Origin of the sequence: Maribacter sp. MJ134 (genome assembly GCF_003970695.1) — a bacterium.
Lineage (GTDB): Bacteria > Bacteroidota > Bacteroidia > Flavobacteriales > Flavobacteriaceae > Maribacter.
Genome location: NZ_CP034570.1, coordinates 2751399 through 2773262 on the forward strand (window position 1 = coordinate 2751399; position 21864 = coordinate 2773262).

The window sequence follows — 21864 nt, forward strand, 5'->3', positions numbered from 1 at the left end:
GCATAAAAAAATGGGATTTTCGCTATGAAAATCCCGTGGTATATTTTTAATTAGAAATTCAGTAAAATTTATTCGTCGTCATCTCCGTCTACCATGTCCTTAGGGTCTGGTTCCACCACTGCCTCAGGGTCGTCATCCTCAAAATCCTCATAATCCGACTCATCGTAATTTTCCATGGTATATTCCAGTTTCTCACTGATTTTTACCAAGTATTTAGTGTCATGGGTTAAAACCTCTACCGCCTCTACACGCTCACCATGAGCGTTTCTGAAGGAAACGATATCCCTATCATCATAACCGTCCGGGTAACGTGCCACGGTGAGTTTCAGCACTTCTGGCGTCAACTTTTTAAAGTCAACGATTACTTTTTTTAAATGTGCGTGTTTATCCATAATTATAAATCTAAAAGATAAGCAAAAATTAAAGGTGCTACAATAGTGGCATCACTTTCAATGATAAACTTTGGTGTATCAATATCCAGTTTTCCCCATGTGATTTTTTCGTTAGGAACGGCTCCCGAGTAAGAACCATAACTCGTTGTACTATCACTTATCTGACAAAAATAACTCCAAAACGGTGTGTCCGTACGTTCCATATCCTGATAGAGCATGGGAACCACACAGATTGGGAAATCTCCTGCAATACCACCTCCAATTTGGAAGAATCCGATTCCATTGGATGAATTATCCGTATACCAATCCGCTAAGAAGGTCATGTACTCTATTCCCGATTTCATGGTGCTGGCCTTCAGGTCTCCCTTTAGGACATAGGACGCAAAAATATTTCCCATGGTACTGTCTTCCCAACCGGGACAAACGATAGGCAGGTTTTTTTCCGCGGCGGCATACATCCAAGAATCTTTAAGGTCTATTTCATAGTGTTCTTCCAAAACACCGGAAAGTAATAATTTATACATATACTCGTGAGGCAGATAACGTTCTCCCTTTGCTTCTGCATCCATCCAAATTTTTACAATATGTTCCTGTATTCTTCTAAACGCCTCTTCTTCTGGAATACAGGTATCCGTTACACGGTTTAATCCTTTCTCTAGCAAGTCCCATTCATCTTGAGGCGTTAAATCGCGATAATTCGGAACACGTTTGTAATGTGAATGTGCTACCAAATTCATAATATCCTCCTCTAAATTGGCTCCGGTACATGAAATTATATGGACTTTATCCTTGCGGATCATCTCCGCAAAAATCTTGCCCAGTTCTGCCGTACTCATGGCTCCAGCCAAGGAAACCAACATTTTAGCCCCATTGTTCAACTGCTCCTTATAGCCTTTGGCTGCGTCTACTAAAGCTGCTGCGTTAAAGTGTAGGTAGTATTTTTCGATAAAATTTGAGATCGCTCCTTTAGTCTTCATCATCTTGAAATTTTAATCCGTTATTGGATTTATAATCCACATCGTAAGTATTATCATAGTCTTCGTCTATGTCCTGTCCCATAAATTTATAGCTCAACATTTTATAATAAAGTTTTGCAGCAAGAAAATCCGAAGACTTATCTACTTTATTCGGACATAGTTCAACGATATCAAAACCGACTACATTTTTCTCTTCAAAAACCTGTTTTAAAAAATCCAGTGTTTCGTACCATAATAAGCCACCTGGCTCGGGAGTTCCTGTAGAAGGAAGTATTGAAGGGTCTAAAGCATCCAAGTCAAAAGTAATGAATACGGTATCCGACATGGCCTCTATAACCTTGTCCATCCAATATTCATCCGTAACCATATCATGGGCAAAGAATGTCTTTTCCGCATCCATAAAGGTTTTCTCGATAGCGTCCATAGAGCGTATTCCTACCTGAACCAAATTGGTGTTTTGGCTCGCCTCGTGTACGGCACAAGCATGGTTATACGCCGTACCATCATAGGACTCACGTAAATCTGCGTGAGCATCGATATGCAGTACCGTAAGATTATCAAAACATTCATTAAAAGCTCTAATACTCCCTATAGAAATAGAATGCTCGCCACCGAATAGGGTTACGAATTTATTTCGTTTTATATATTCCTTGGTGGTTCTATGCACGGCATTTACCATAGCTTCCGGGGAAGTGTTCTCCGTAATAGCCTCTGCCAAATGTATGCCTTGCCGGTATACTTCCGACTCCGTCTCAATATCATAGAGCTCCATGTTCTCCGAGGCTTCTAAGAAAGCTTCCGGACCCTTGTCAGCTCCTTTTCCCCAAGTACTTGTCCCGTCGTAAGGAACAGGGATTAAAACCACCTTTGCGGTTTCCAGTTGCGCGAATTCGTCAGCGATACCTGCGTAATTCTTTGTTGATTTCATTGTAATGTTCGTTATTTTTTAATTTGATAAAATATATTTTTTCTGTAATCTTTAAGATTGCAATATTGTTTTCTACACCTCCCTTAATCCCTCCTTTTTAGCGAAAAACCTATACATAACCCGTTATTCCAATCGAAGCTTATAGAGAAGCTATCTGTTCCTCAATAAACGGGTTCTAACGTACTTCATCCTGAAGCTCTTCTAGCGTATCCTGTTTTACTTCAAATCTGGAACCGTATCCCAATATTTTGAGTAAATCTTCTGCCTTTTGTTGAGGGTTGAACAAAGTGGTCATTAGATTGCCCTCATCGTCCCTATCAATTAAAACATGCTTTGGTTGCGGAATTAGACAATGTTGTAAGCCTCCGTAACCCCCTATAGTTTCTTGGTACGCCCCAGTATTGAAAAATCCGATATACAAAGGTTTGTCCCGCTTGTATTTAGGTAAATAAATAGCGTTCATGTTTTGTTCACTATTGTAATAATCATCACTATCACAAGTAAGTCCACCCAGAAGCACACGCTCATATTCATCGTTCCAGCGGTTAATGGGCAGCATGATAAAACGTTTATTTATGGCCCAAGTATCTGGCAGGGTAGTGATGAAAGAGGAATCTATCATATTCCATTTTTCCCTATCGTTCTGTTGTTTTTGATACAGAATTTCATAGATGGCACCGCCACTTTCCCCAACGGTAAAGCTTCCGAATTCCGTAAAAATGTTAGGTACAGGTACCTCGGCCTCTGCACAGGTAATATTAATTTGATTAATGATTTCATCGACCATATATTCATAATCATAATCGAACGCCAAACTGTTTTTTATGGGGAAACCTCCACCAATGTTTAAGCTGTCCAAAGACGGACAAACCTTTTTCAACTTTACGTATACTTTTAAACATTTGACTAGTTCGTTCCAATAATAGGCGTTATCGCGAATACCGGTATTAATGAAAAAATGAAGCATTTTAAGCTCTACTTTATCATTGTTCTTAATTTGATCTTCATAAAAAGGAACAATGTTTTTATAGCCAATGCCCAAGCGAGAGGTATAAAACTCGAATTTCGGTTCTTCTTCCGATGCAATCCTAATACCTACTTGAAAATCGTCCTTAATAACATCAGAGAGTAAATCTATCTCCTCGTAATTATCTATAATGGGGATACAATTCCGATGGCCATTGTTAATCAGTCTTCCTATGTTCTCAATGTATTGGGCTCTTTTAAAACCGTTGCAAAGTACATAGGTATCGTCCTTAATTTTCCCTACACTTTTGAGTTCTTCCACAATATTAATGTCAAAAGCCGATGAAGTCTCGATATGAATAGTATTTTTCAGTGCCTCGTGTAACACATGCTGAAAATGAGAGCTTTTTGTACAGTAACAATACTTGTACGTACCCTTATAGTCGTATTTATCAATAGCTTTTTTGAACCAATGTTGGGCTCTTTGAATATTCTCCGATATTTTTGGCAGATAGGTAAATTTTAGAGGACTCCCGTACTGCGCGATTAATTTTTTTAAATCGATTCCATGAAAGTGCAGGTGCTCTCCTTCTAAAGTAAATTCTTCTTGAGGGAAATCATAGGTTTGTTCTATGAGGTCAATATATTTGGTATTCATGCTTTATAAACAATTACGCTTTAAAATTCGTTAAAAATAATAATGGAAAGTGTTGCTAGACATTAATAAAATGTAAGCAAATTGAAAATCAAATGATGATTTGCTCCTGAGTAGTAGGAATAAAAAAGTAGTTGTGCTGTGGCCGCACAATCGGTGAATTTAAAACGGAAGTAAGCTTTAAAATTCGGTCGCTCATCTTATAAGCTACTTTAAGGTTTGACTTCCTAATCCCCCAAAGCCCGAACATATAAACATTACATGTCATGTTCAGCTAAATGCTAAATACAAAGTAGCGCATGGCTATTTTGAGCATGCAAATGAAAACATTTTTTTTGAAAAAGAAGTTATTTTTGATAAAATAATTTTTAAAATTAAGTTACTTGCAATCAGTAAGTTACAGGCTTATTTTTCGAATAATTGAAAATGGAGGTAAAAAACTTATGTTTAAAATTTAATTGTAGCCTCGGCAAGAATCGAACTTGCATCTAAAGTTTAGGAAACTTCTATTCTATCCATTGAACTACGAGGCCAAAAAATCAAGTGCGCTAAATTAGGGTTTTTCAGGTATTCTATAAAAATCTCAAAGAACTAATTACCACTATTCTTCAACCCGACGGAAATCTTGATTATATTCAAGATTTAAATTAAATCCTAGTATGACACTTTCCCCTTGGGATATAGGTATTGTTATCGCTTACGTAGTTGGGGTCTTAGTACTTGGTTTTTATTTATCCAGAAAATCTTCCAAGAATCTTGAATCGTATTTTTTAGGAGGAAATGAACTACCCTGGTATTATCTTGGCCTTAGTAACGCCTCGGGAATGTTCGATATTTCCGGCACCATGTGGTCAGTCGGTATTCTGTTCGTTTACGGATTAAAAAGTGCTTGGCTACCATGGTTATGGCCAGTATGGAACCAGGTTTTCGTATTTGTATATCTTGCTATTTGGATGCGAAGGTCCGGTGTGATGACAGGGGCAGAATGGATTACGTTCCGTTTTGGAGACGGAAGGGGAGCAAAGCTTTCCCATATCATTATCGTAATTTTTGCGGTTATCAGTGTTCTTGGCTTTATAGCCTACTTTTTTGAAGGAATCGGCAAATATTGCACGTCTATACTACCTTGGGATATGGCCTTTGATTTACTTGGTTATCAGGTTTCTTCTGCAAGAAGTTATGCTCTTATCATTTGTGGCCTTACCTCTTTGTACACGGTAAAGGGCGGAATGCATAGCGTTGTAGCCACAGAAGTAATGCAATTTGTAATCATGACCATTGCTTGTATTGGGGTTGGAATCGTTGCTTACAACATGGTTACGGCAGAACAGATTACCGCCGTTGTACCTGATAATTGGGACAAACTTTGGTTTGGGTGGAATCTAGATTTAGACTGGAGTAACTCCGCCTTCCCTCAGGTACGCAATAAAATTGATTCCGATGGCTTTGACCTTTTTGGAATACTATTCATACTAATGGTCTTAAAAGGAGTTTTTGCTTCTGTTGCTGGCCCTGTTCCCAGTTATGACATGCAACGTATACTTGCTACTAAAACACCTTCTGAAGCTGCAAAAATGAGTTTCTTAACCATTTGTGTGTTATATATTCCACGCTATTTTATGATTATAGGTTTTGCGGTGTTAGCCTTGGTTTTTCTTGGCCCTGAATTAAAGGCAATGGGAGATGCTATAGATTTTGAACAAGTACTTCCCATGGCTATCAATAAATTTTTACCTGTAGGGTTAAAGGGTTTAATGCTTGCCGGTTTTCTAGCCGCTTTTATGGGGACCTTCGCCGCATTTGTAAATTCGGCTCCTGCCTATATTGTCAATGATATTTATAAGAAATACATCAATCCAGGTGCACCGGATAAAAAACTGGTACAGCTAAGTATTATTTCTTCTTTAGGCTTGGTTATGGTAGGTATTGCCTTTGGATTTAATGCCGGCTCCCTAAACAGTCTTATCCTATGGCTCAGCTCTTCCTTATATGGAGGATATGTGGCGGCCAATGTATTAAAATGGGTCTGGTGGCGTTTTTCAGGTAACGGCTACTTCTGGGGAATGCTTTTTGGCCTAATTGGTTCTACGGTAAAATTCATATTCTTTCCGCATTATGTGGATATTTTTGTGTTCCCGCTCATTTTTGCGTTTGCGTTTATTGGTTGTATTATTGGCACTTATATGGAGCCTTTACCTAATCGAGAACAGATAAAAACCTTCTACAAACAAACTAGACCTTGGGGATTCTGGGGCCGATCAAGAAAGAAGTGATGGAAGAAGACTTTAGCTTTGTGCCTAATATGGACTTTAAACGCGATAGTTTTAATGTGGTCATAGGTGTCATTTGGCAAATGGCACAAGTACTGATTCCCATGTATTTTATGTTACGCCAAAATACGCAGATGGTAATTTGGAGCGCTATATTAATACTAACAAGCGTACTATTGAAGAAATATTGGTGGGACAACCTTGAAAAATAATTTAAGGTTTCAAGTTCAACGTTCAAGGTTGTAAACTTGAAACCATAAACTTGAAACTTGTTTTAATGCAAATAACTGGAACTTTTATAGACGAAATTAGTCACGATATACCTCATCAGAACTGGGGAGCAAAAGAATGGGATAAGGACTTTGCACATATGAAGGCCATGGGTATAGAGACCGTAATCTTAATTCGTTGCGGTTACAAACGGTTTTTGACCTATCCTTCTAAATACCTAACAAAAGAACACCATTGTTTTGATCCTCCCATGGATCTGGTAAAACTATATTTGGAACTGTCGGACAAGTACGGTATGACCTTTTATTTTGGCACATATGACAGTGGGGAATATTGGAAAACAGGGGATATGCGACACGAAATTGAGGTAAATCTCCACATAATCGAAGAAGCCTATAACACCTATGGCCATTACAAAAGTTTTGGCGGCTGGTATTTGAGTTTGGAGCTGAGTCGAAAGACCATAGGTGCCGTAACTTCCATTGCACAATTGGGTGCCAAATGCAAAGCGGTCAGCGAGGGTTTGCCGGTATTGATTTCTCCTTGGATAGACGGTAAAAAAGCGGTAATGGCGGCAAACAATGAACTCACCAAAGATTCTGGAGTTTCGTTACAAGAACACGAAAAAGAATGGGACCAGATATTTAAAGGCATTAAAGATAGTGTGGACATCGTAGCATTCCAAGATGGCCATGTGGATTATAATGATTTGGAAGATTACCTAAAACTAAATAAAAAATTAGCCGATAAATACGGCCTACAATCATGGACTAATTCAGAATCATTTGATAGAGATATGCCTATTAAGTTCTTACCAATAAAGTGGGAAAAACTTCTTTTTAAATTAAGGGCTGCAAAAAAGGCTGGTTGTAAAAAAGCCATTACGTTTGAATTCTCCCATTTTATGAGTCCACAATCAGCTTATTTGCAAGCGGGACATTTATATAATAGATATATGGAAAGTTCCCTCGCTCCAGGCCGAGGAACGACATAAAAACCGTATTGAACAATTTATCCTTGACTGGATATCAATGTAAAAAAATAAATAGCACTTATATTGAAAGACTACGCAAACCTTTACAAAAATGAACTCTTGAACGAAGTTCTACCTTTTTGGGAAAAGTATTCTTTGGATGAAGAATATGGGGGCTATTTCACCTGTTTGACCCCAAAAGGAGAAGTTTACGATACCGATAAATTTGTATGGCTACAGGCTAGACAAGTCTGGATGTTCGCTACCTTGTACCAACAAGTAGCACAAAAACAGGAATGGAAGGAAATCACCACATTAGGTGCCGATTTTCTGGAAAACTATGGGCGGGATACGGCCGGTGATTGGTACTTTTCCTTGAACCGAAAAGGACAGCCTCTCATCCAACCTTACAATATATTTTCGGACTGTTTTGCGGCTATGGCCTTTGGCAAATTCTATGAAATAGATCCGCAAGAGAAATACGCAACAATCGCTAAGACCACGTTTGAACATATTTTAAAGCGGCAGCAGCATCCCAAGGGGAAATATGACAAATCGGTTCCCGGTACACGACCCATGCAAAACTTTGCTCTGCCCATGATCCTGTGCAACCTTTCCTTGGAATTGGAACCTTTATTAGGATCGGAAAAAGTTTCCGAGGTGACGGATAACGTCATCGATTTGGTCATGAATACCTTCTATGACGATGCAACTGGATTGGTACTAGAAAACGTGTCGCACACTGGAGAGTTTGTGGACAGCTTTGAGGGCAGATTGTTGAATCCCGGTCATGCAATAGAGGCCATGTGGTTTATCATGAATTTGGGAATCCGTAAAAATGATACGGCCCTGATCAACAAAGCGGAAAAACTTATGTTTCAACAACTGGAACATGGTTGGGACCCGGAATATGGTGGAATCCTATATTTTATGGACAGAAAAGGCCATCCACCGCAGCAACTGGAACACGACCAAAAACTTTGGTGGGTGCATTTAGAAACCCTGGTCGCCTTGGCAAAAACATATGCCTACAATCAAAACCCCAAAGCTGCGGAATGGTTCAAAAAAGTACATGACTATACTTGGTCCCATTTCAGGGATATAGAAAACGGTGGCGAATGGTTCGGCTACCTTAACAGAGAGGGAAAGGTGCACCTAAACCTAAAAGGCGGTAAATGGAAAGGCTGTTTTCATGTACCAAGAGCTCTGTTAGAAATTTGGAAAACCTTGGAAAATTCTAGTCTATGAAAAATCTGTATTGTACTCTTTTTTCGTTATTACTACTAACCATATGTGCCGGCCAGAAAGAAGTAGACGTTTTGATTATCGGAGGCGGTGCTGGCGGAACTTCTGCAGGAATCCAGGCGGCACGGATGGGTGTTAAAGTGCAAATCATCGAAGCTACACCTTGGTTAGGCGGTATGCTGACCTCGGCCGGTGTGTCGGCCATTGACGGCAACCATGAAATGCCCTCTGGTATTTGGGGAGAATTTCGTCAAAAATTGCGTGACCATTATGGCGGAGCAGAGGCATTGGCTACAGGCTGGGTTAGCCACACCTTATTTGAACCCTCGGTAGGCAACAAAATCCTTCAAGAAATGGCAAATATCCCTAATTTGGACATCGCTTTTAATGCGATATACAGTGATGTAAAAAAAGATGGGGAAGGATGGCAAATTACCTACAGTCGAAACAAAAAAGTCTATTCCACAAAGGCCAAAATACTCATAGATGCTACCGAAATAGGCGAACTATTGCCCTTGGTTGGTGCCGATTTTAGGCTAGGTATGGATGCAAAAAGCGATACAAACGAAAAAGAAGCTCCCGAAACAGCCAATAACATTGTGCAGGACCTAACTTATGTTTTGACATTGGAGGATGTTTCGAAAATCCCTCTCCTTAATCAGGGTAAAAAAGGGCTAGTAAAAAAACCCAAAAACTACGACCCTGAAGCGTATGCCTGTGCCTGTAAACGGGAAGATGGTGATATGTTCGGTGGAGTTTCCGGTTGTGAACAAATGCTGAACTACGGCAAACTACCCAACAATAAATATATGGTGAACTGGCCCAATTGTGGAAATGATTTTTATGTGAACTGGCCAGAATTGTCAAAAGAAGAACGTTCAAATAAGCTAGCGGATGCCAAAGCATTCACACAAGGTTTCGTCTACTACATTCAAAATGAATTAGGCTTTAAACACCTAAGGGTAGCAGAAGAATTTCCTACCAAAGACAATTTTCCAATGATTCCTTATGATAGGGAGGCTAGAAGGGTAAAAGGAAAAACGTTCTTAACCGTAGACCATTTAGAAAGACCATATGATTTCACTTTATACAGAACAGGAATTACGGTGGGCGACTATCCTATAGACCATCATCACGATAAAAATTCCGAAGCTCCAGAAATCGATTTTATCAATATAAAAGTTCCAAGTTACAATGTACCTTTAGGTAGTTTGGTTCCAGAAAGCGTGGAGCAATTTATAGTGGCGGAAAAAAATATTAGCGTATCCAATATTGTCAACGGGGCAACAAGACTCCAACCTGTAGTTTTGGGCATAGGCCAAGCTGCTGGTGCTTTGTCAGCCATGTCCATTCTAGAAAACAAAAAACCCTCTGAAATATCCATAAGAAAGGTTCAAAACGCGCTGTTAGAGAGTAATGTCTATATCATGCCTTTTATCGATATCAAAAAAGAAGATTCCGCTTTTGGGGCCATGCAACGCATGGGTGCAACAGGAATACTAAAAGGTACCGGAATTGCCTATAAGTGGGCAAATCAGACTTGGTTTTACCCCAATAGAATGGTATCGGAACATGAACTTATTAGGGGGCTTCAACCCTACTTTCCTTCTTTAGAGAGTATGGCGGCTTCCGGTGCTGGAATCAGGTTACCTTTTATCGCCTCTATATTACAAAAGGTAAACATGGAATACTCAATTCCGGTTATTAAAACAAAATGGAATACATGGGGTATTCACCAGGCTTGTGATGATAAAATAGCATTGAACAGGCGTACCGTAAGCATTCTCGCTGATAAATTATTGAACCCATTTGCGATGGAAGTAAACTGGAATGGAGAATTAAAGCAGAAGTAACTTCGAAACGTTTTTAACCTTAATTATCGAGTAGAATTTCCTGTTACTCATACACCTCAACGATCATCTCTATCTCCACAGCCATGTTACCAGGTAACGAACCCATACCTACCGCAGCTCGGGCATGTTTACCCGCATCACCAAAGACAGCGACCATAAGGTCAGAATAGCCATTAATAACCTTGGAATGATCCTTGAAATCTGGTATTGCATTGACCATACCTTTTACCTTGACTACTCTTTTAACTTTGTTCAGATTCCCTAATTCCGACTTTAAGACGGACAGTTGATTAATAGCAACCTCCCGAGCGGCGTTATAGCCCTCTTCTACACTTAAGTCCGCACCTAATTTACCAAGAATGTTTTCGCCATTATCTTGCTTAGGCCCTTTCCCGGCCAAGAAAATTAGATTTCCCGTTCGTACGGCATGTACATAATTAGCAACAGGCGTTCCTTGATCTCTTAGTGTAATATTGAGATCCCCAAGTTTGGCCTCTGGATTATAATCACCGGGAACCGTTTCTATCGGATTCTCAACGGTTTTCTGTTCTGATTCGTTATTGGGTTCGGCTCCACAGGACAAAAGAAGTAATAGAAAGGCCCCTAGCATCAAGTTTTTCATGTTACATTACTGTTTATAAGATTATAAATACATATTCATCATAAAAATATGATAATATGTTAACCTTATACGGTGAAGGATAGGATTTAGCTAAAAAATACTAAAAACTATTTCATTTTTATTAGATTAGCATATTAACCAAACCAATAAAATTAATTGAATATGGAAAATTCTAAGGTAAATGCGAATAGGCTTTTTTACGGTAGCTGTTTCGCATTAATAACGACAGCGTTCTCTTTTGCTATTGCAGCTGGAATTTTAGACCAACTTAAAACTGAATTAGAATTAACGGCAAGTCAGACCGGTCTTATCACATCGATGTGGTTTTTAGGTTTTCCCATTTCCATGGTAGTTGGCGGATTAATCTATCATAAGGTAGGTGGAAAAGCTATTATGCAATTTGCATTCTTTGCGCATGCCGTTGGTATCTTATTACTCATATTTTCCGGTAATTATCTCGGTTTATTAATTGCCAACCTTTTGATAGGCTTGGGTAATGGTTGTACTGAGGCTGCTTGTAATCCAATGATTGCAGACGCTTATCAAGGTACTAGAATGAGTAAGATGTTGAATCGTTTTCATATGTGGTTTCCAGGAGGTATTGCCATAGGGAGTCTACTCTCGGGTTTTATGACCGATTATGGAATCACAGGACAAAATCAGATGTGGCTGCTCCTGATTCCAACACTAATTTATGCGTATATGTTTTTTGGACAGGATTGGCCAAAAGCTAAAATACAGGAAGCTGCGGCCATTGGCGTTAATTTAAGGTCTATGATTACTCCCTTGTTCTTATTCATTGGAGTTTGTATGGCCTTGACAGCAATTACCGAATTTGGACCTAATCAATGGGTAGGTCTTATTTTAGCAAAGAGTGGAGCACAACCCACCTTGATATTGGCCTTAACCGCTGGTTTAATGGCCGTAGCCCGCTATTTTGGTGGTGACATGGTGAAACGTTTTGACCAAACTGGTGTATTATTGGGTTCCGCAATTTTAGCCACTATCGGGATATATCTTTTTAGCACGCAAACAGGGGCAATGGCCTATGTTGCCGCTATAATCTTTGCCCTTGGTATTGCCTACTTTTGGCCGAATATGATTGGTTTAGTAGCTACTAAAGTTCCTAAGAGTGGTGCTTTGGGCATGTCTATCATTGGTGCTATCGGTATGTTCGCCAATTCCATTTTTCAGCCTATTATAGGAGGTTGGATTGATTCTGACAAGGCGGATGCGGTTGCTCAGGGATTAACTGGGGACGAACTGGAATTAGTATCTGGACAAGCAACTTTAGGAACCATGGTACTTTTTCCGGGCATATTAATCGTTCTGTTTACCATACTATATTTCTGGCTAAAGAATAAAAAAAGTGAGGTAGAAGTGGCAACTGCCTAAACAATCTCTAAAGCATAAAAAATGCCCAAACAGAAAACTGTTTGGGTATTTTGCATTTCAATTGTTTGCTATCTTCTTTCTATTCTATCAGAAGCTCCAATATCTCAATAGCGGCATCACTGATTTTTGTGCCAGGTCCAAATACGGCGGTTGCTCCTGCATCCAATAAAAAGGAGTAATCCTGTTTGGGAACAACGCCGCCAACAATGACCATAATATCTTCCCGGCCATACTTTTTTAATTCTGCTATTACAGCTGGCACTAAGGTTTTATGCCCTGCTGCCAAGGAGGATACGCCTAAAATATGCACATCGTTCTCCACGGCCTGTTTAGCGGCTTCCTGCGGTGTTTGAAACAAAGGTCCTATATCCACGTCAAAACCGAGGTCGGCATATCCCGTAGCGACTACCTTAGCGCCACGGTCATGCCCGTCCTGACCCATTTTGGCAATCATAATACGCGGCCTACGGCCATCTTGTTCCGCAAATTTATCGGCAAGCTCTTGTGCCTTCTTAAAACTACTGTCGTTTTTTATCTCCTTGGAATACACTCCTGTAAATGATTTTATTTCTGCCTTGTGACGCCCAAAAGCAACTTCCAAGGCATCACTGATTTCTCCTAGGGTTGCCCTAACTCTGGCCGCTTCTACCGCTAAAGCTAATAAATTATGAGAAGCTCCGTTACCAATCATCTTTGTTTTGGCCGCCTCTGTTAGCTTCTGCAGGCAAACTTCTACTTCTTTGCTATCCCTATCTCGCTTTATTGCATCTAATCTTTCGACTTGCTCCTTACGAACCGCTTGGTTGTCTACTTCCAGTATCTGTAACTCGTCCTCTTCTTCTAGTCTGTATTTGTTTACGCCCACAAGTACATCCTGTGCGCTGTCCAATCGTGCCTGTTTTCTGGCAGCCGCTTCCTCGATACGCATCTTGGGGATTCCTGCTTCAATAGCTTTGGTCATACCGCCCAAATCTTCTACCTCTTCCATAAGCTCCCAAGCTTTCTCAGCCAACTCATGCGTTAAGGTCTCCACATAATAACTTCCCGCCCAAGGATCTACAGTCTTGGTTATCTTGGTTTCTTCTTGTAAGTATATCTGGGTCTCACGGGCAATTCGGGCAGAAAAATCCGTTGGTAGGGCTATGGCCTCATCCAAGGCATTGGTATGTAAACTTTGTGTGCCTCCAAAAACAGCTGCCGCTGCTTCAATGGTAGTTCGGGCCACATTATTAAACGGGTCTTGTTCCGTAAGACTCCAGCCACTGGTCTGGCAATGCGTTCGCAAGGCAAGTGATTTTTGATTTTGAGGGTTGAACTGCTTCACCAGTTTTGCCCACAACATACGTGCAGCGCGCAGCTTGGCTATTTCCATAAAATGATTCATGCCAATACCCCAAAAAAAGGAAAGTCTGGGTGCAAAATCATCAATTTTTAAACCGGCTTTAATTCCGGTACGGATGTATTCCAGTCCGTCTGCCAGGGTGTACGCTAATTCTATGTGCGCAGGCGCACCGGCTTCATGCATGTGGTACCCAGAGATACTAATGCTATTGAACTTAGGCATAAACTGACTCGTATATTCAAAAATATCGGCCACCAGTTGCATGGAAGGTTCTGGTGGATAGATATAGGTGTTACGCACCATAAACTCTTTTAAAATATCGTTCTGTATAGTGCCTGCCAATAACGCTTTGGACACGCCTTGCTCTTCCGAAGCGACAATATAAAAGGCCATTATGGGCAATACCGCACCGTTCATGGTCATGGAAACCGACATCTTATCCAAAGGAATTCCATCGAACAAGATTTTCATATCCTCTACGGAGTCGATTGCAACACCTGCTTTTCCTACATCTCCCACCACGCGCTCATGGTCACTATCATATCCACGATGGGTAGGCAAATCAAAAGCAACGGATAAACCCTTTTGTCCGCCTTTCAGATTTCTTCTATAAAATGCATTGCTCTCTTGAGCCGTAGAAAACCCAGCATATTGGCGAATGGTCCAAGGCCTTCTAACGTACATTGTGGAATAGGGCCCACGCAAATAAGGTGGGATTCCTGCTGCAAAATTTAGATGCTCCAAAGACGCTATGTCCGACTCGGAATAGGTCTTTTTTAGTTCGATATTTTCCGCGGTAACATACCCCGTACTGCCATCTGAGGTAGCATTAGTTTTTTTAGCTGTTACCGCCAAAAAATTTAAACTAAGATTGTCCAGGCTTTTTCTACTCATCCTTCAATCTATTTTGTTCCATGGTTTCTGCTAAACGCTTTTCTATTATAGGTACGAGCAACGTTTTTCTTGCGTTGGTTTTCACAAAAGGATAAAGCTCTAGGTTTTCTTTTATGGTATCCGTCTCGTTCTGGAATTTGTTCATCCCCACCAAAACTTCTTCTTGTGCATTAAAGCGTTCCTGATGTTTATTGGCAGACTCTTTAATCTTTCCTTGGATAGTGTGGTTTTTAAGCTGTTTTAAGAATCCGCCGCCCTTCTCAATAGACTTTAACAGTTCCAAGCTTTTTTCTGCCAGCTGCTCAGTCAAAGATGCTATATAATAAGACCCGTCCGATGCGTTGCTTACTTTATCAAAATAGCTTTCCTCTTTTAAGAGTAACAATTGATTCAGGGCAATACGCTCTCCAAAATCGTTGGATTTATGATATAGCGCATCATAAGGCATATTAATAAGCGTATTGGCACCTCCTAATACGGCGGACATACATTCCGTGGTGGTCCGCAGCATGTTTACATTATAATCGTAAAGTGTTTTATTTCTTTTAGAAGGATAGGCAACAATATGACATTCTAACTTTATGTCATAAACCGAAATTAAATTTACCCACAGCAGTCGTAACGCCCGTAGTTTGGCTATTTCAAAGAAATAGTTGCCTCCAACAGCTACCTTAAAAACCAAGGATTTTGTCTGGTTACCGCTTCCACTTTGATCTATATGGTTTAAATACTCATTGGCATGTGCCAGGGCATAGCCCAATTGCTGTACCATTGTAGATCCTGCATTTTCATACAAGGAAACATCCACGCTTAGGATGTGTTGCGCTTTAGTTTTCAGCATCAAATCCAAGCATCGATGGTCTTTTTCTAGACTAGTGTACCAATTTCCGGTTCGTGCCAAATTACCGATGATATCTACATTAAAATAAATAGCATCTTCATGACCCTTGGCAACCTCCAAAACTGACTGTATATAGGGCTCCGAAAGAAACTGCATCTCCAAATAAACAGAAGTCTGTTTTAGGTCAATATTCTTCAACAACACTGAACCATCAATCGTTTCCGATGGAATATTAAACTGTACCCGTTCTGCTCCGTTCTCCAGTACTTTAATGGCTTTTTTATTGGCCATGGCCGCATTACCAGCATAAATTTCCTGTCCGATAGACCACCCATGTTCAGGCAAAGGTATTTTCGAAACAATATCCGACATGGAGTCTTGGTGGTAAAAGGGTTTTACCTTAATCCCTTCCGGAGATTCCCAAACCAAGGTATCGTTATAATCCGCCCCTTTAAGGTCGTACTGGATTTTCTGTTTCCAGGCCTTTTCGGAGACTTCTTCGAATTCGGTAAATAGTTTTTGCTTCATATCTTAGGCAAACTTAGAGAAATACGTGGTCTTATCAGGGATTTTACTATAGTCATGACCATCATTCCATAACAGTATTAAAGGTTGAACCACTGATGCTAAAGTCCATCGGTTTATTGTCCCAAAACGTATCAGCAGCATGTTTTTTGAACTCCTTTTTTAAATCTACCAAAGGTCTTTTAATAACAGTGACATTTTGGGTATTTATATCGTTCGATACTAATTTTTCATGAACACTATATCTATTTAAAAACATATTGTCCGGAGAATAGGAATCACTTGTATTTGACATTTGAAGAAGGTTAATGAAATAGTTGCCATCAACCTTTTTATAAGATTGTACAATGTGGTGCCTCCACTTATTCGTATTCTTACTTTTCTTTGAAACAAATGGTTCGCGTATAATATAGTGTTCATATTTAAGAACGGCGTAATTTTCGGTGTCTATAAATATGGAGCCATTTGATTTTTCAGGGGCTGGATACCCAAAGCCTGTAGAATAGGATCCAGGGGAATTGTTTACAAAGCTTATTTTATGCACCTTACGACCTTCGTAATTCACAATACCTTCGGTGGCAACGTCATAAGAAGGAGTCCGATAAAGGACATTTGCCTTACTTAAAATAATATCACGATTAAATAGTACCCATAGAGAACCTATACCATTCCATCGGTCTTTATCATATTTGTTAGAATTGTTTCTAATATGTTGAATTTCTCCAAAAAAACCGTTCTCAGCTTTATTAGACCCATTAATTCCCTTTTTATTATAGGTGTATATTAAAGCTTCTTCTCCATGAGTGATAGAATCCTTGGTACTAAAATCTATTACCCTAAACAGGAAACTTTGGTTATAAGGTGTTTGCACATAATTCGTTGGTATATTTTTTCGTGCTCTTTTAATGATTTCTTCCGCTGTTAAAGGAGTGGATTTTGCAGTGACTATTGCCTCATTTAACACAATATCATTCTTTGAAATTTTCAGACCAATGCTTTGTTTCTTTTTTAGATTACGGACTTGGATAGAATCGCTCTTGTAGCCTATGGCAGAAAAGATCAAATAGGCATCAGTATTGTTGGAACTGGAAATTGAAAAAGCACCTTTGGCATCTGTAACCGTGCTACGGTTCGTATCCGAATAATACACATCTGCATAAGGAATTTCTTCTGAGGTTTCGGCATCCAGGACAGCTCCAGAAATCATATTGGGTCTAGTTGAGATCAAAAGTTGTTCCCGTTTGGAACCATATTCCGTGTACACGGGAGGTGTCATTTTTTCGATATAATAGATACCATCAAAAATGGTATTCCAATGAGCATATACCGGTATATAACCTAGGACGGAGGAATATGTTTTCTCTTTGTTCTGCTCCAAAAAATGGAGTTTTTCTGTAATCCCCTGCTTTTTTAGTGTGTATTCAAGGCTATTGATAGGTGGTTGCGGTACTGGAAGAATGTTATCATGTATAAAATTTTGATAGGTGCCTTCATACGAGGTAAAAGCCAAACTAAATAGTTTATCTCCGTATTCTTCTTTTAGGATTTGCCCCATGGGTACGGCAAAACTCAATTCCTTTATTTGGTCTATTTCTTCCTGTAGCGCTGTATGGTTGTGTTCCGCAATACTATCTATATCTTGGAATACCTTTTTAATATACTTCTCCGTTGTGCTAGTAAATTCAAAATTGCTTAAACGGTTGGCAAAATGATAGCTGGCACCCCAACCTATGATTTTTTCGTTGGGATACGTTTTTTTAAGAAAAATCAGATTTTCTGCCATTTGTTTGTCCCTAGGGTTCTGAACGTATATTTTTTCTTTCTGAAGGTCTTTTAATATAAAATCCATATCCGAAAACACACTTTTAAAGGTTTGTATCAGTATTTTGGTTTCTATATCCTTTTTCGGAATCTGGTCTAGCTGATCCTGTATGGATAGTATGGTAGAATACAAGGCAGTGGAATCCTTTTTGTTACCTACATAAGCTTCTACATCCTTTACAACCAAGGTCTTTTCCAATGTCCTGTAGGTTTCGGTCGAAATGAAAATAGCATTCTTTTGACAAAGTGCTTTAAAATCATCGAGAAAATACGTTTCAAATAAGCTGGATTCCTGAGAGTCAAATCCCATGATTTTCAATTCTGGATGCGTATCCATATACTCCAAAAGTTCTTGGAATACTTTGGTGTCAGAATACAGCCAACCCACACTTTGTTTAAAAATACTGCTATCCTCTTTGTTCGTAGCATACAACTGATCGGCCTTAAAATTATCGTACATGCCACTTTCAAAAATCAAGAGGTTAAACCCGCCTTTTTCGTGCAGTTCCTTGACCATTTCAAGCTTTCTTTCAAAAACGGCGCCATCGCCATGGGTTTGTTCGCCCAGCAGGACAATTTCATAATCGCTTAAAAATCTTTCGTTGAACGTAGGTTTTTGTGCTATTCCGAGGTTTAGGAAAAGTCCGGCAAGTAGTAGAAATAGTTTGCTAATTATGTTCATATTCATCTGCTGATATGGCATTAATTCATTATCATTTTTGCTCGCTCTTGAAGACTATAAAAATAGCCCTTTAGTATTACAAAACGTCACTCTTTCGTCCTCACGAAAATAGTCGGAATCCACTTGTGCCTTCCTTTCACTCATAACTCGCTCGTCGGAGACAAGAAAAAAAGTGGAGGCCCTTTTTCCTTCTACACCTGAAAAAAAGCTTAATTACAACGGAATATTCCCATGTTTTTTCTTTGGCAAATGCGCCACCTTACTTTCTAACAAGCTAAATGCTTTAATCAATTTTCTACGCGTATTCTTAGGAAGAATCACCTCATCTATAAATCCTCTTTCCGCAGCACTATAAGGGTTAGCAAATTTATCCGAATATTCCTTTTCCTTTTCAGCCAATTTCGCTTCGGAATCTGCTGCATTGGCAATTTCTTTCTTGAATATGATTTCACTAGCTCCTTTTGCTCCCATTACCGCAATTTCCGCACCTGGCCAAGCATAGTTCATATCCGCACCAATGTGTTTGGAGTTCATCACATCATAAGCCCCGCCATAGGCCTTTCTAGTAATTACCGTTATTTTTGGTACCGTAGCCTCGCTCAAAGCATATAGCAACTTAGCACCGTTGGTTATAATGCCGTTCCATTCTTGGTCGGTTCCGGGTAAAAAACCCGGTACATCTACCAATACCAATAAAGGAATATTAAAACAGTCACAGAAACGCGTAAAACGAGCAGCTTTTTTAGAGGCATCCACATCCAAAACACCGGCCAGACTATTGGGCTGGTTGGCCACAACACCTACGCTTCTGCCACCTATTCTTGAAAAACCTACTACAATGTTTTCTGCATAATCCTTGTGGATTTCAAAGAACGAATCTTCATCGATGATTCCTTTGATAACCAGTCGCATATCATAAGGCTGATTCGGATTTTCAGGCACAATATGTTCCAACTCATCCCGAATCTCATTTCCGAATTCCATAGGGATTAACTCCGGTAATTCTTCACAATTTTGTGGCATGTAGGATAGCATGGTCTTTATTTGAGCAATACATTCCATATCGTTTACCGCTGTCAAATGTGTTACGCCAGACTTAGTGGCATGGGTTATTGCACCTCCCAATTCTTCCGAAGTAACCTCCTCGTTGGTCACCGTTTTTACCACGTTGGGCCCGGTAACGAACATATAGCTGGAATTTTCTACCATTAAAGTGAAATCCGTAATAGCCGGAGAGTATACCGCCCCACCGGCACAAGGTCCCATAATTCCTGATATTTGAGGAATGACTCCGGATGCCATCACATTTTTATGAAAGATATCCGCATAGCCTCCCAAGGAACGTACCCCTTCCTGTATACGGGCGCCACCACTATCATTGAGTCCGATCATGGGCACACCGATTTTAAGGGCCATATCCATCACCTTGCATATTTTCTCCGCGTGCGTTTCTGAAAGCGCCCCGCCAAATACCGTAAAATCCTGCGCAAAGACACAAACCTGTCGCCCGTTGATTGTTCCGTACCCCGTGACCACTCCATCACCGTAAAACTTCTGTTTGTCCATACCAAAATCGGTGGTTCTATGGGTAACCAGGGCACCCATTTCTTCAAAAGAACCCTCGTCCATTAAAAAATGGATACGCTCTCTTGCCGTTAACTTACCCTTGGCATGTTGTTTTTTGATGCGTTCTTCTCCACCGCCTGCTTTAGCAGCTGCTAATTTGGCTTCTAGATTTTTTATTTTGTCGCTCATATTTCACTTTTACCTTCTCTTAGCTTCTATTCTGTTTCCAATCTTGGGATGCGGCCCTATGCACTTTCAACTTTACTTTCTGTTCCAAATAAAGTTGTAAACCAACCATAGCAGCAATTTTCTTTTCATTATCATATTTAGCCTTCAATGCTTCCGGACTGTAATGATGTTGCACAAAATGGGTATCAAAATCGCCCGATTTAAACGCATCGTGCTCACAAACAAATTTTCCAAAAGACAAAGTGGTTGCTACGCCTTCAACGCGGTAGCTATCAATAGCCTGCACCATTAATTGTATGGCCTCTTCCCTCGTTTTTCCGTAGGTAATCAGTTTTGAGATCATAGGGTCGTAATACATGGGAACCGTCATCCCCTCTTCAAAGCCGTCATCTACGCGAATCCCGTCACCAGTTGGTGTTTTGTAGGTGGATAAGGTACCGATACTCGGCATAAAATTCTCTAGCGGGTCTTCTGCGTATACCCGTACTTCTAAGGCATGTCCTTTTATAGTTAAATCAGATTGTTTAAATACTAGTGCTTCTCCCCTTGCAATTTTTATCTGCTGCTCCACTAAATCCAACCCGGTGATCAATTCCGTTACGGGGTGTTCTACTTGCAGACGCGTATTCATTTCCAAGAAATAGAACTTTTTGTTTTCGTCCAGTAAAAACTCCACCGTTCCTGCGCCTACATAATCACATGCTTTCGCCACACGGACAGCAGCTGCTCCCATCGCGGTCCGAATCTCTGGCGTTAACACGCAAGAAGGGGCTTCCTCCACAACTTTCTGATGCCTGCGTTGCACACTGCATTCCCGCTCAAAAAGATGAACTACATTCCCGTGTGTATCCGCTAAAACCTGAATTTCTATATGCCTTGGAGAACCTACATATTTTTCTATAAAAACGGCCCCGTCCCCAAAAGCGGAAACGGCCTCACTAATGGCCCGATCCATTTGCTCGGGAAGTTCTTTTAGGTTATGAACTACCCGCATCCCCTTACCACCACCTCCTGCCGCGGCCTTTATGAGAATAGGAAAGCCTATTTCTTTAGCCACTTTTTTTGCCAGGTCTTTATCCGTAATGGCTTCTTCTATGCCTGGCACCATAGGAATATCATAAGATTTAACCGCTTCCTTGGCCGCTAGTTTATTTCCCATGATTTCAATAGCATGTGGTCTGGGACCAATAAACGTAATTCCGTTCTCTTCCACTAGCTTTGCGAAAACGGCATTTTCACTTAAAAATCCGTATCCCGGGTGTATGCCATCCGCTCCAGTCTGTTTTGCAGCGGCTATCACTTTCTCCATCACTAAATAAGATTCGGAAGAAGGAGCTTTGCCTAATAAGACCGCCTCATCGGCAAACTTTACATGGGGCGCATTACGATCGGCATCCGAATATACAGCCACCGTTTTTATCCCCATCTTACGAATGGTCTTCATGACTCGTAACGCAATTTCACCTCGATTAGCAACTAGTATTTTTTGCATCTTTT

General features: G+C 40.2%; 16 protein-coding genes and 1 tRNA gene. 6 read left to right on the top strand and 11 right to left on the bottom strand.

The window, feature by feature from the left end:
• Window positions 1–68: 68 nt before the first annotated feature.
• The 5 genes from EJ994_RS11885 to EJ994_RS11905 form a co-directional block, all read right to left on the bottom strand.
• A complete protein-coding gene (locus EJ994_RS11885) occupies window positions 69–392 on the bottom strand; it encodes a hypothetical protein (protein WP_126592652.1) in 324 nt (107 codons plus the stop codon).
• 2 nt (window positions 393–394) lie between these two features.
• A complete protein-coding gene (locus EJ994_RS11890; RefSeq protein ID WP_126593714.1) occupies window positions 395–1369 on the bottom strand; it encodes a deoxyhypusine synthase family protein in 975 nt (324 codons plus the stop codon).
• A complete protein-coding gene (speB, locus tag EJ994_RS11895) occupies window positions 1359–2297 on the bottom strand; it encodes an agmatinase (RefSeq protein ID WP_126592654.1) in 939 nt (312 codons plus the stop codon). Before speB ends, EJ994_RS11890 begins: the two co-directional genes overlap by 11 nt.
• Before the next feature lie 175 nt (window positions 2298–2472).
• Complete coding sequence (locus tag EJ994_RS11900) at window positions 2473–3921, bottom strand: arginine decarboxylase (protein ID WP_126592656.1); 1449 nt, start codon at window positions 3919–3921, stop codon at window positions 2473–2475.
• A 458-nt stretch (window positions 3922–4379) separates the two neighbouring features.
• Window positions 4380–4451, bottom strand: a tRNA-Arg gene (locus tag EJ994_RS11905).
• A 126-nt stretch (window positions 4452–4577) separates the two neighbouring features.
• Here EJ994_RS11905 and EJ994_RS11910 point away from each other — a divergent pair.
• The 5 genes from EJ994_RS11910 (at window position 4578) to EJ994_RS11925 (ending at window position 10490) form a co-directional block, all read left to right on the top strand.
• A complete protein-coding gene (locus tag EJ994_RS11910) occupies window positions 4578–6191 on the top strand; it encodes a sodium:solute symporter family protein (protein ID WP_317128084.1) in 1614 nt (537 codons plus the stop codon).
• Complete coding sequence (locus tag EJ994_RS17750) at window positions 6191–6400, top strand: hypothetical protein (protein ID WP_317128085.1); 210 nt, start codon at window positions 6191–6193, stop codon at window positions 6398–6400. The genes EJ994_RS11910 and EJ994_RS17750 overlap by 1 nt, the downstream gene beginning before the upstream one ends.
• A gap of 65 nt (window positions 6401–6465) precedes the next feature.
• On the top strand, window positions 6466–7413 hold the full coding sequence (locus EJ994_RS11915) for a DUF4434 domain-containing protein (RefSeq protein ID WP_126592658.1): 948 nt from the start codon (window positions 6466–6468) through the stop codon (window positions 7411–7413).
• Window positions 7414–7476: 63 nt separating this feature from the next.
• Entirely contained in the window at window positions 7477–8640 is a 1164-nt protein-coding gene (locus EJ994_RS11920; protein ID WP_126592659.1) for an AGE family epimerase/isomerase, read from the top strand.
• The gene (locus EJ994_RS11925) at window positions 8637–10490 is read left to right on the top strand and encodes an FAD-dependent oxidoreductase (RefSeq protein WP_126592661.1); all 1854 of its coding nucleotides are present in this window, start codon (window positions 8637–8639) and stop codon (window positions 10488–10490) included. The genes EJ994_RS11920 and EJ994_RS11925 overlap by 4 nt, the downstream gene beginning before the upstream one ends.
• A gap of 43 nt (window positions 10491–10533) precedes the next feature.
• On the opposite strand, the gene EJ994_RS11930 is transcribed toward EJ994_RS11925, so the two are convergent.
• Window positions 10534–11112, bottom strand: a complete 579-nt coding sequence (locus EJ994_RS11930) for a RidA family protein (RefSeq protein ID WP_126592663.1) — start codon at window positions 11110–11112, stop codon at window positions 10534–10536.
• A gap of 162 nt (window positions 11113–11274) precedes the next feature.
• Between EJ994_RS11930 and EJ994_RS11935 the strand changes: the two genes are divergently transcribed.
• Window positions 11275–12507, top strand: coding sequence for an MFS transporter (locus EJ994_RS11935; protein WP_126592665.1), 1233 nt, complete (start codon window positions 11275–11277; stop codon window positions 12505–12507).
• Window positions 12508–12586: 79 nt separating this feature from the next.
• Here EJ994_RS11935 and scpA read toward each other — a convergent pair whose 3' ends face one another.
• The 5 genes from scpA to accC all read right to left on the bottom strand — a co-directional run bounded on the left by scpA (window position 12587) and on the right by accC (window position 21859).
• Window positions 12587–14743, bottom strand: coding sequence for a methylmalonyl-CoA mutase (gene scpA, locus EJ994_RS11940; protein ID WP_126592667.1), 2157 nt, complete (start codon window positions 14741–14743; stop codon window positions 12587–12589).
• Window positions 14736–16112, bottom strand: coding sequence for a methylmalonyl-CoA mutase subunit beta (locus tag EJ994_RS11945; RefSeq protein WP_126592669.1), 1377 nt, complete (start codon window positions 16110–16112; stop codon window positions 14736–14738). The genes scpA and EJ994_RS11945 overlap by 8 nt, the downstream gene beginning before the upstream one ends.
• Before the next feature lie 61 nt (window positions 16113–16173).
• Entirely contained in the window at window positions 16174–18612 is a 2439-nt protein-coding gene (locus tag EJ994_RS11950) for a carboxypeptidase-like regulatory domain-containing protein (protein WP_164721457.1), read from the bottom strand.
• A gap of 213 nt (window positions 18613–18825) precedes the next feature.
• Window positions 18826–20367, bottom strand: a complete 1542-nt coding sequence (locus EJ994_RS11955; RefSeq protein ID WP_126592672.1) for an acyl-CoA carboxylase subunit beta — start codon at window positions 20365–20367, stop codon at window positions 18826–18828.
• 19 nt (window positions 20368–20386) lie between these two features.
• Complete coding sequence (gene accC, locus EJ994_RS11960) at window positions 20387–21859, bottom strand: acetyl-CoA carboxylase biotin carboxylase subunit (RefSeq protein WP_126592673.1); 1473 nt, start codon at window positions 21857–21859, stop codon at window positions 20387–20389.
• Between the last annotated feature and the right edge of the window lie 5 nt (window positions 21860–21864).

Coding starts and splice junctions, on each gene's coding strand:
- speB (WP_126592654.1), bottom strand. CDS start 2,297: ATGAAATCAACAAAGAATTACGCAGGTATCGCTGACGAATTCGCGCAA.
- EJ994_RS11950 (WP_164721457.1), bottom strand. CDS start 18,612: ATGAACATAATTAGCAAACTATTTCTACTACTTGCCGGACTTTTCCTA.
- EJ994_RS11955 (WP_126592672.1), bottom strand. CDS start 20,367: ATGAGCGACAAAATAAAAAATCTAGAAGCCAAATTAGCAGCTGCTAAA.
- EJ994_RS11890 (WP_126593714.1), bottom strand. CDS start 1,369: ATGAAGACTAAAGGAGCGATCTCAAATTTTATCGAAAAATACTACCTA.
- EJ994_RS11925 (WP_126592661.1), top strand. CDS start 8,637: ATGAAAAATCTGTATTGTACTCTTTTTTCGTTATTACTACTAACCATA.
- EJ994_RS17750 (WP_317128085.1), top strand. CDS start 6,191: ATGGAAGAAGACTTTAGCTTTGTGCCTAATATGGACTTTAAACGCGAT.
- EJ994_RS11915 (WP_126592658.1), top strand. CDS start 6,466: ATGCAAATAACTGGAACTTTTATAGACGAAATTAGTCACGATATACCT.
- EJ994_RS11930 (WP_126592663.1), bottom strand. CDS start 11,112: ATGAAAAACTTGATGCTAGGGGCCTTTCTATTACTTCTTTTGTCCTGT.
- accC (WP_126592673.1), bottom strand. CDS start 21,859: ATGCAAAAAATACTAGTTGCTAATCGAGGTGAAATTGCGTTACGAGTC.
- scpA (WP_126592667.1), bottom strand. CDS start 14,743: ATGAGTAGAAAAAGCCTGGACAATCTTAGTTTAAATTTTTTGGCGGTA.
- EJ994_RS11935 (WP_126592665.1), top strand. CDS start 11,275: ATGGAAAATTCTAAGGTAAATGCGAATAGGCTTTTTTACGGTAGCTGT.
- EJ994_RS11900 (WP_126592656.1), bottom strand. CDS start 3,921: ATGAATACCAAATATATTGACCTCATAGAACAAACCTATGATTTCCCT.
- EJ994_RS11910 (WP_317128084.1), top strand. CDS start 4,578: ATGACACTTTCCCCTTGGGATATAGGTATTGTTATCGCTTACGTAGTT.
- EJ994_RS11885 (WP_126592652.1), bottom strand. CDS start 392: ATGGATAAACACGCACATTTAAAAAAAGTAATCGTTGACTTTAAAAAG.
- EJ994_RS11945 (WP_126592669.1), bottom strand. CDS start 16,112: ATGAAGCAAAAACTATTTACCGAATTCGAAGAAGTCTCCGAAAAGGCC.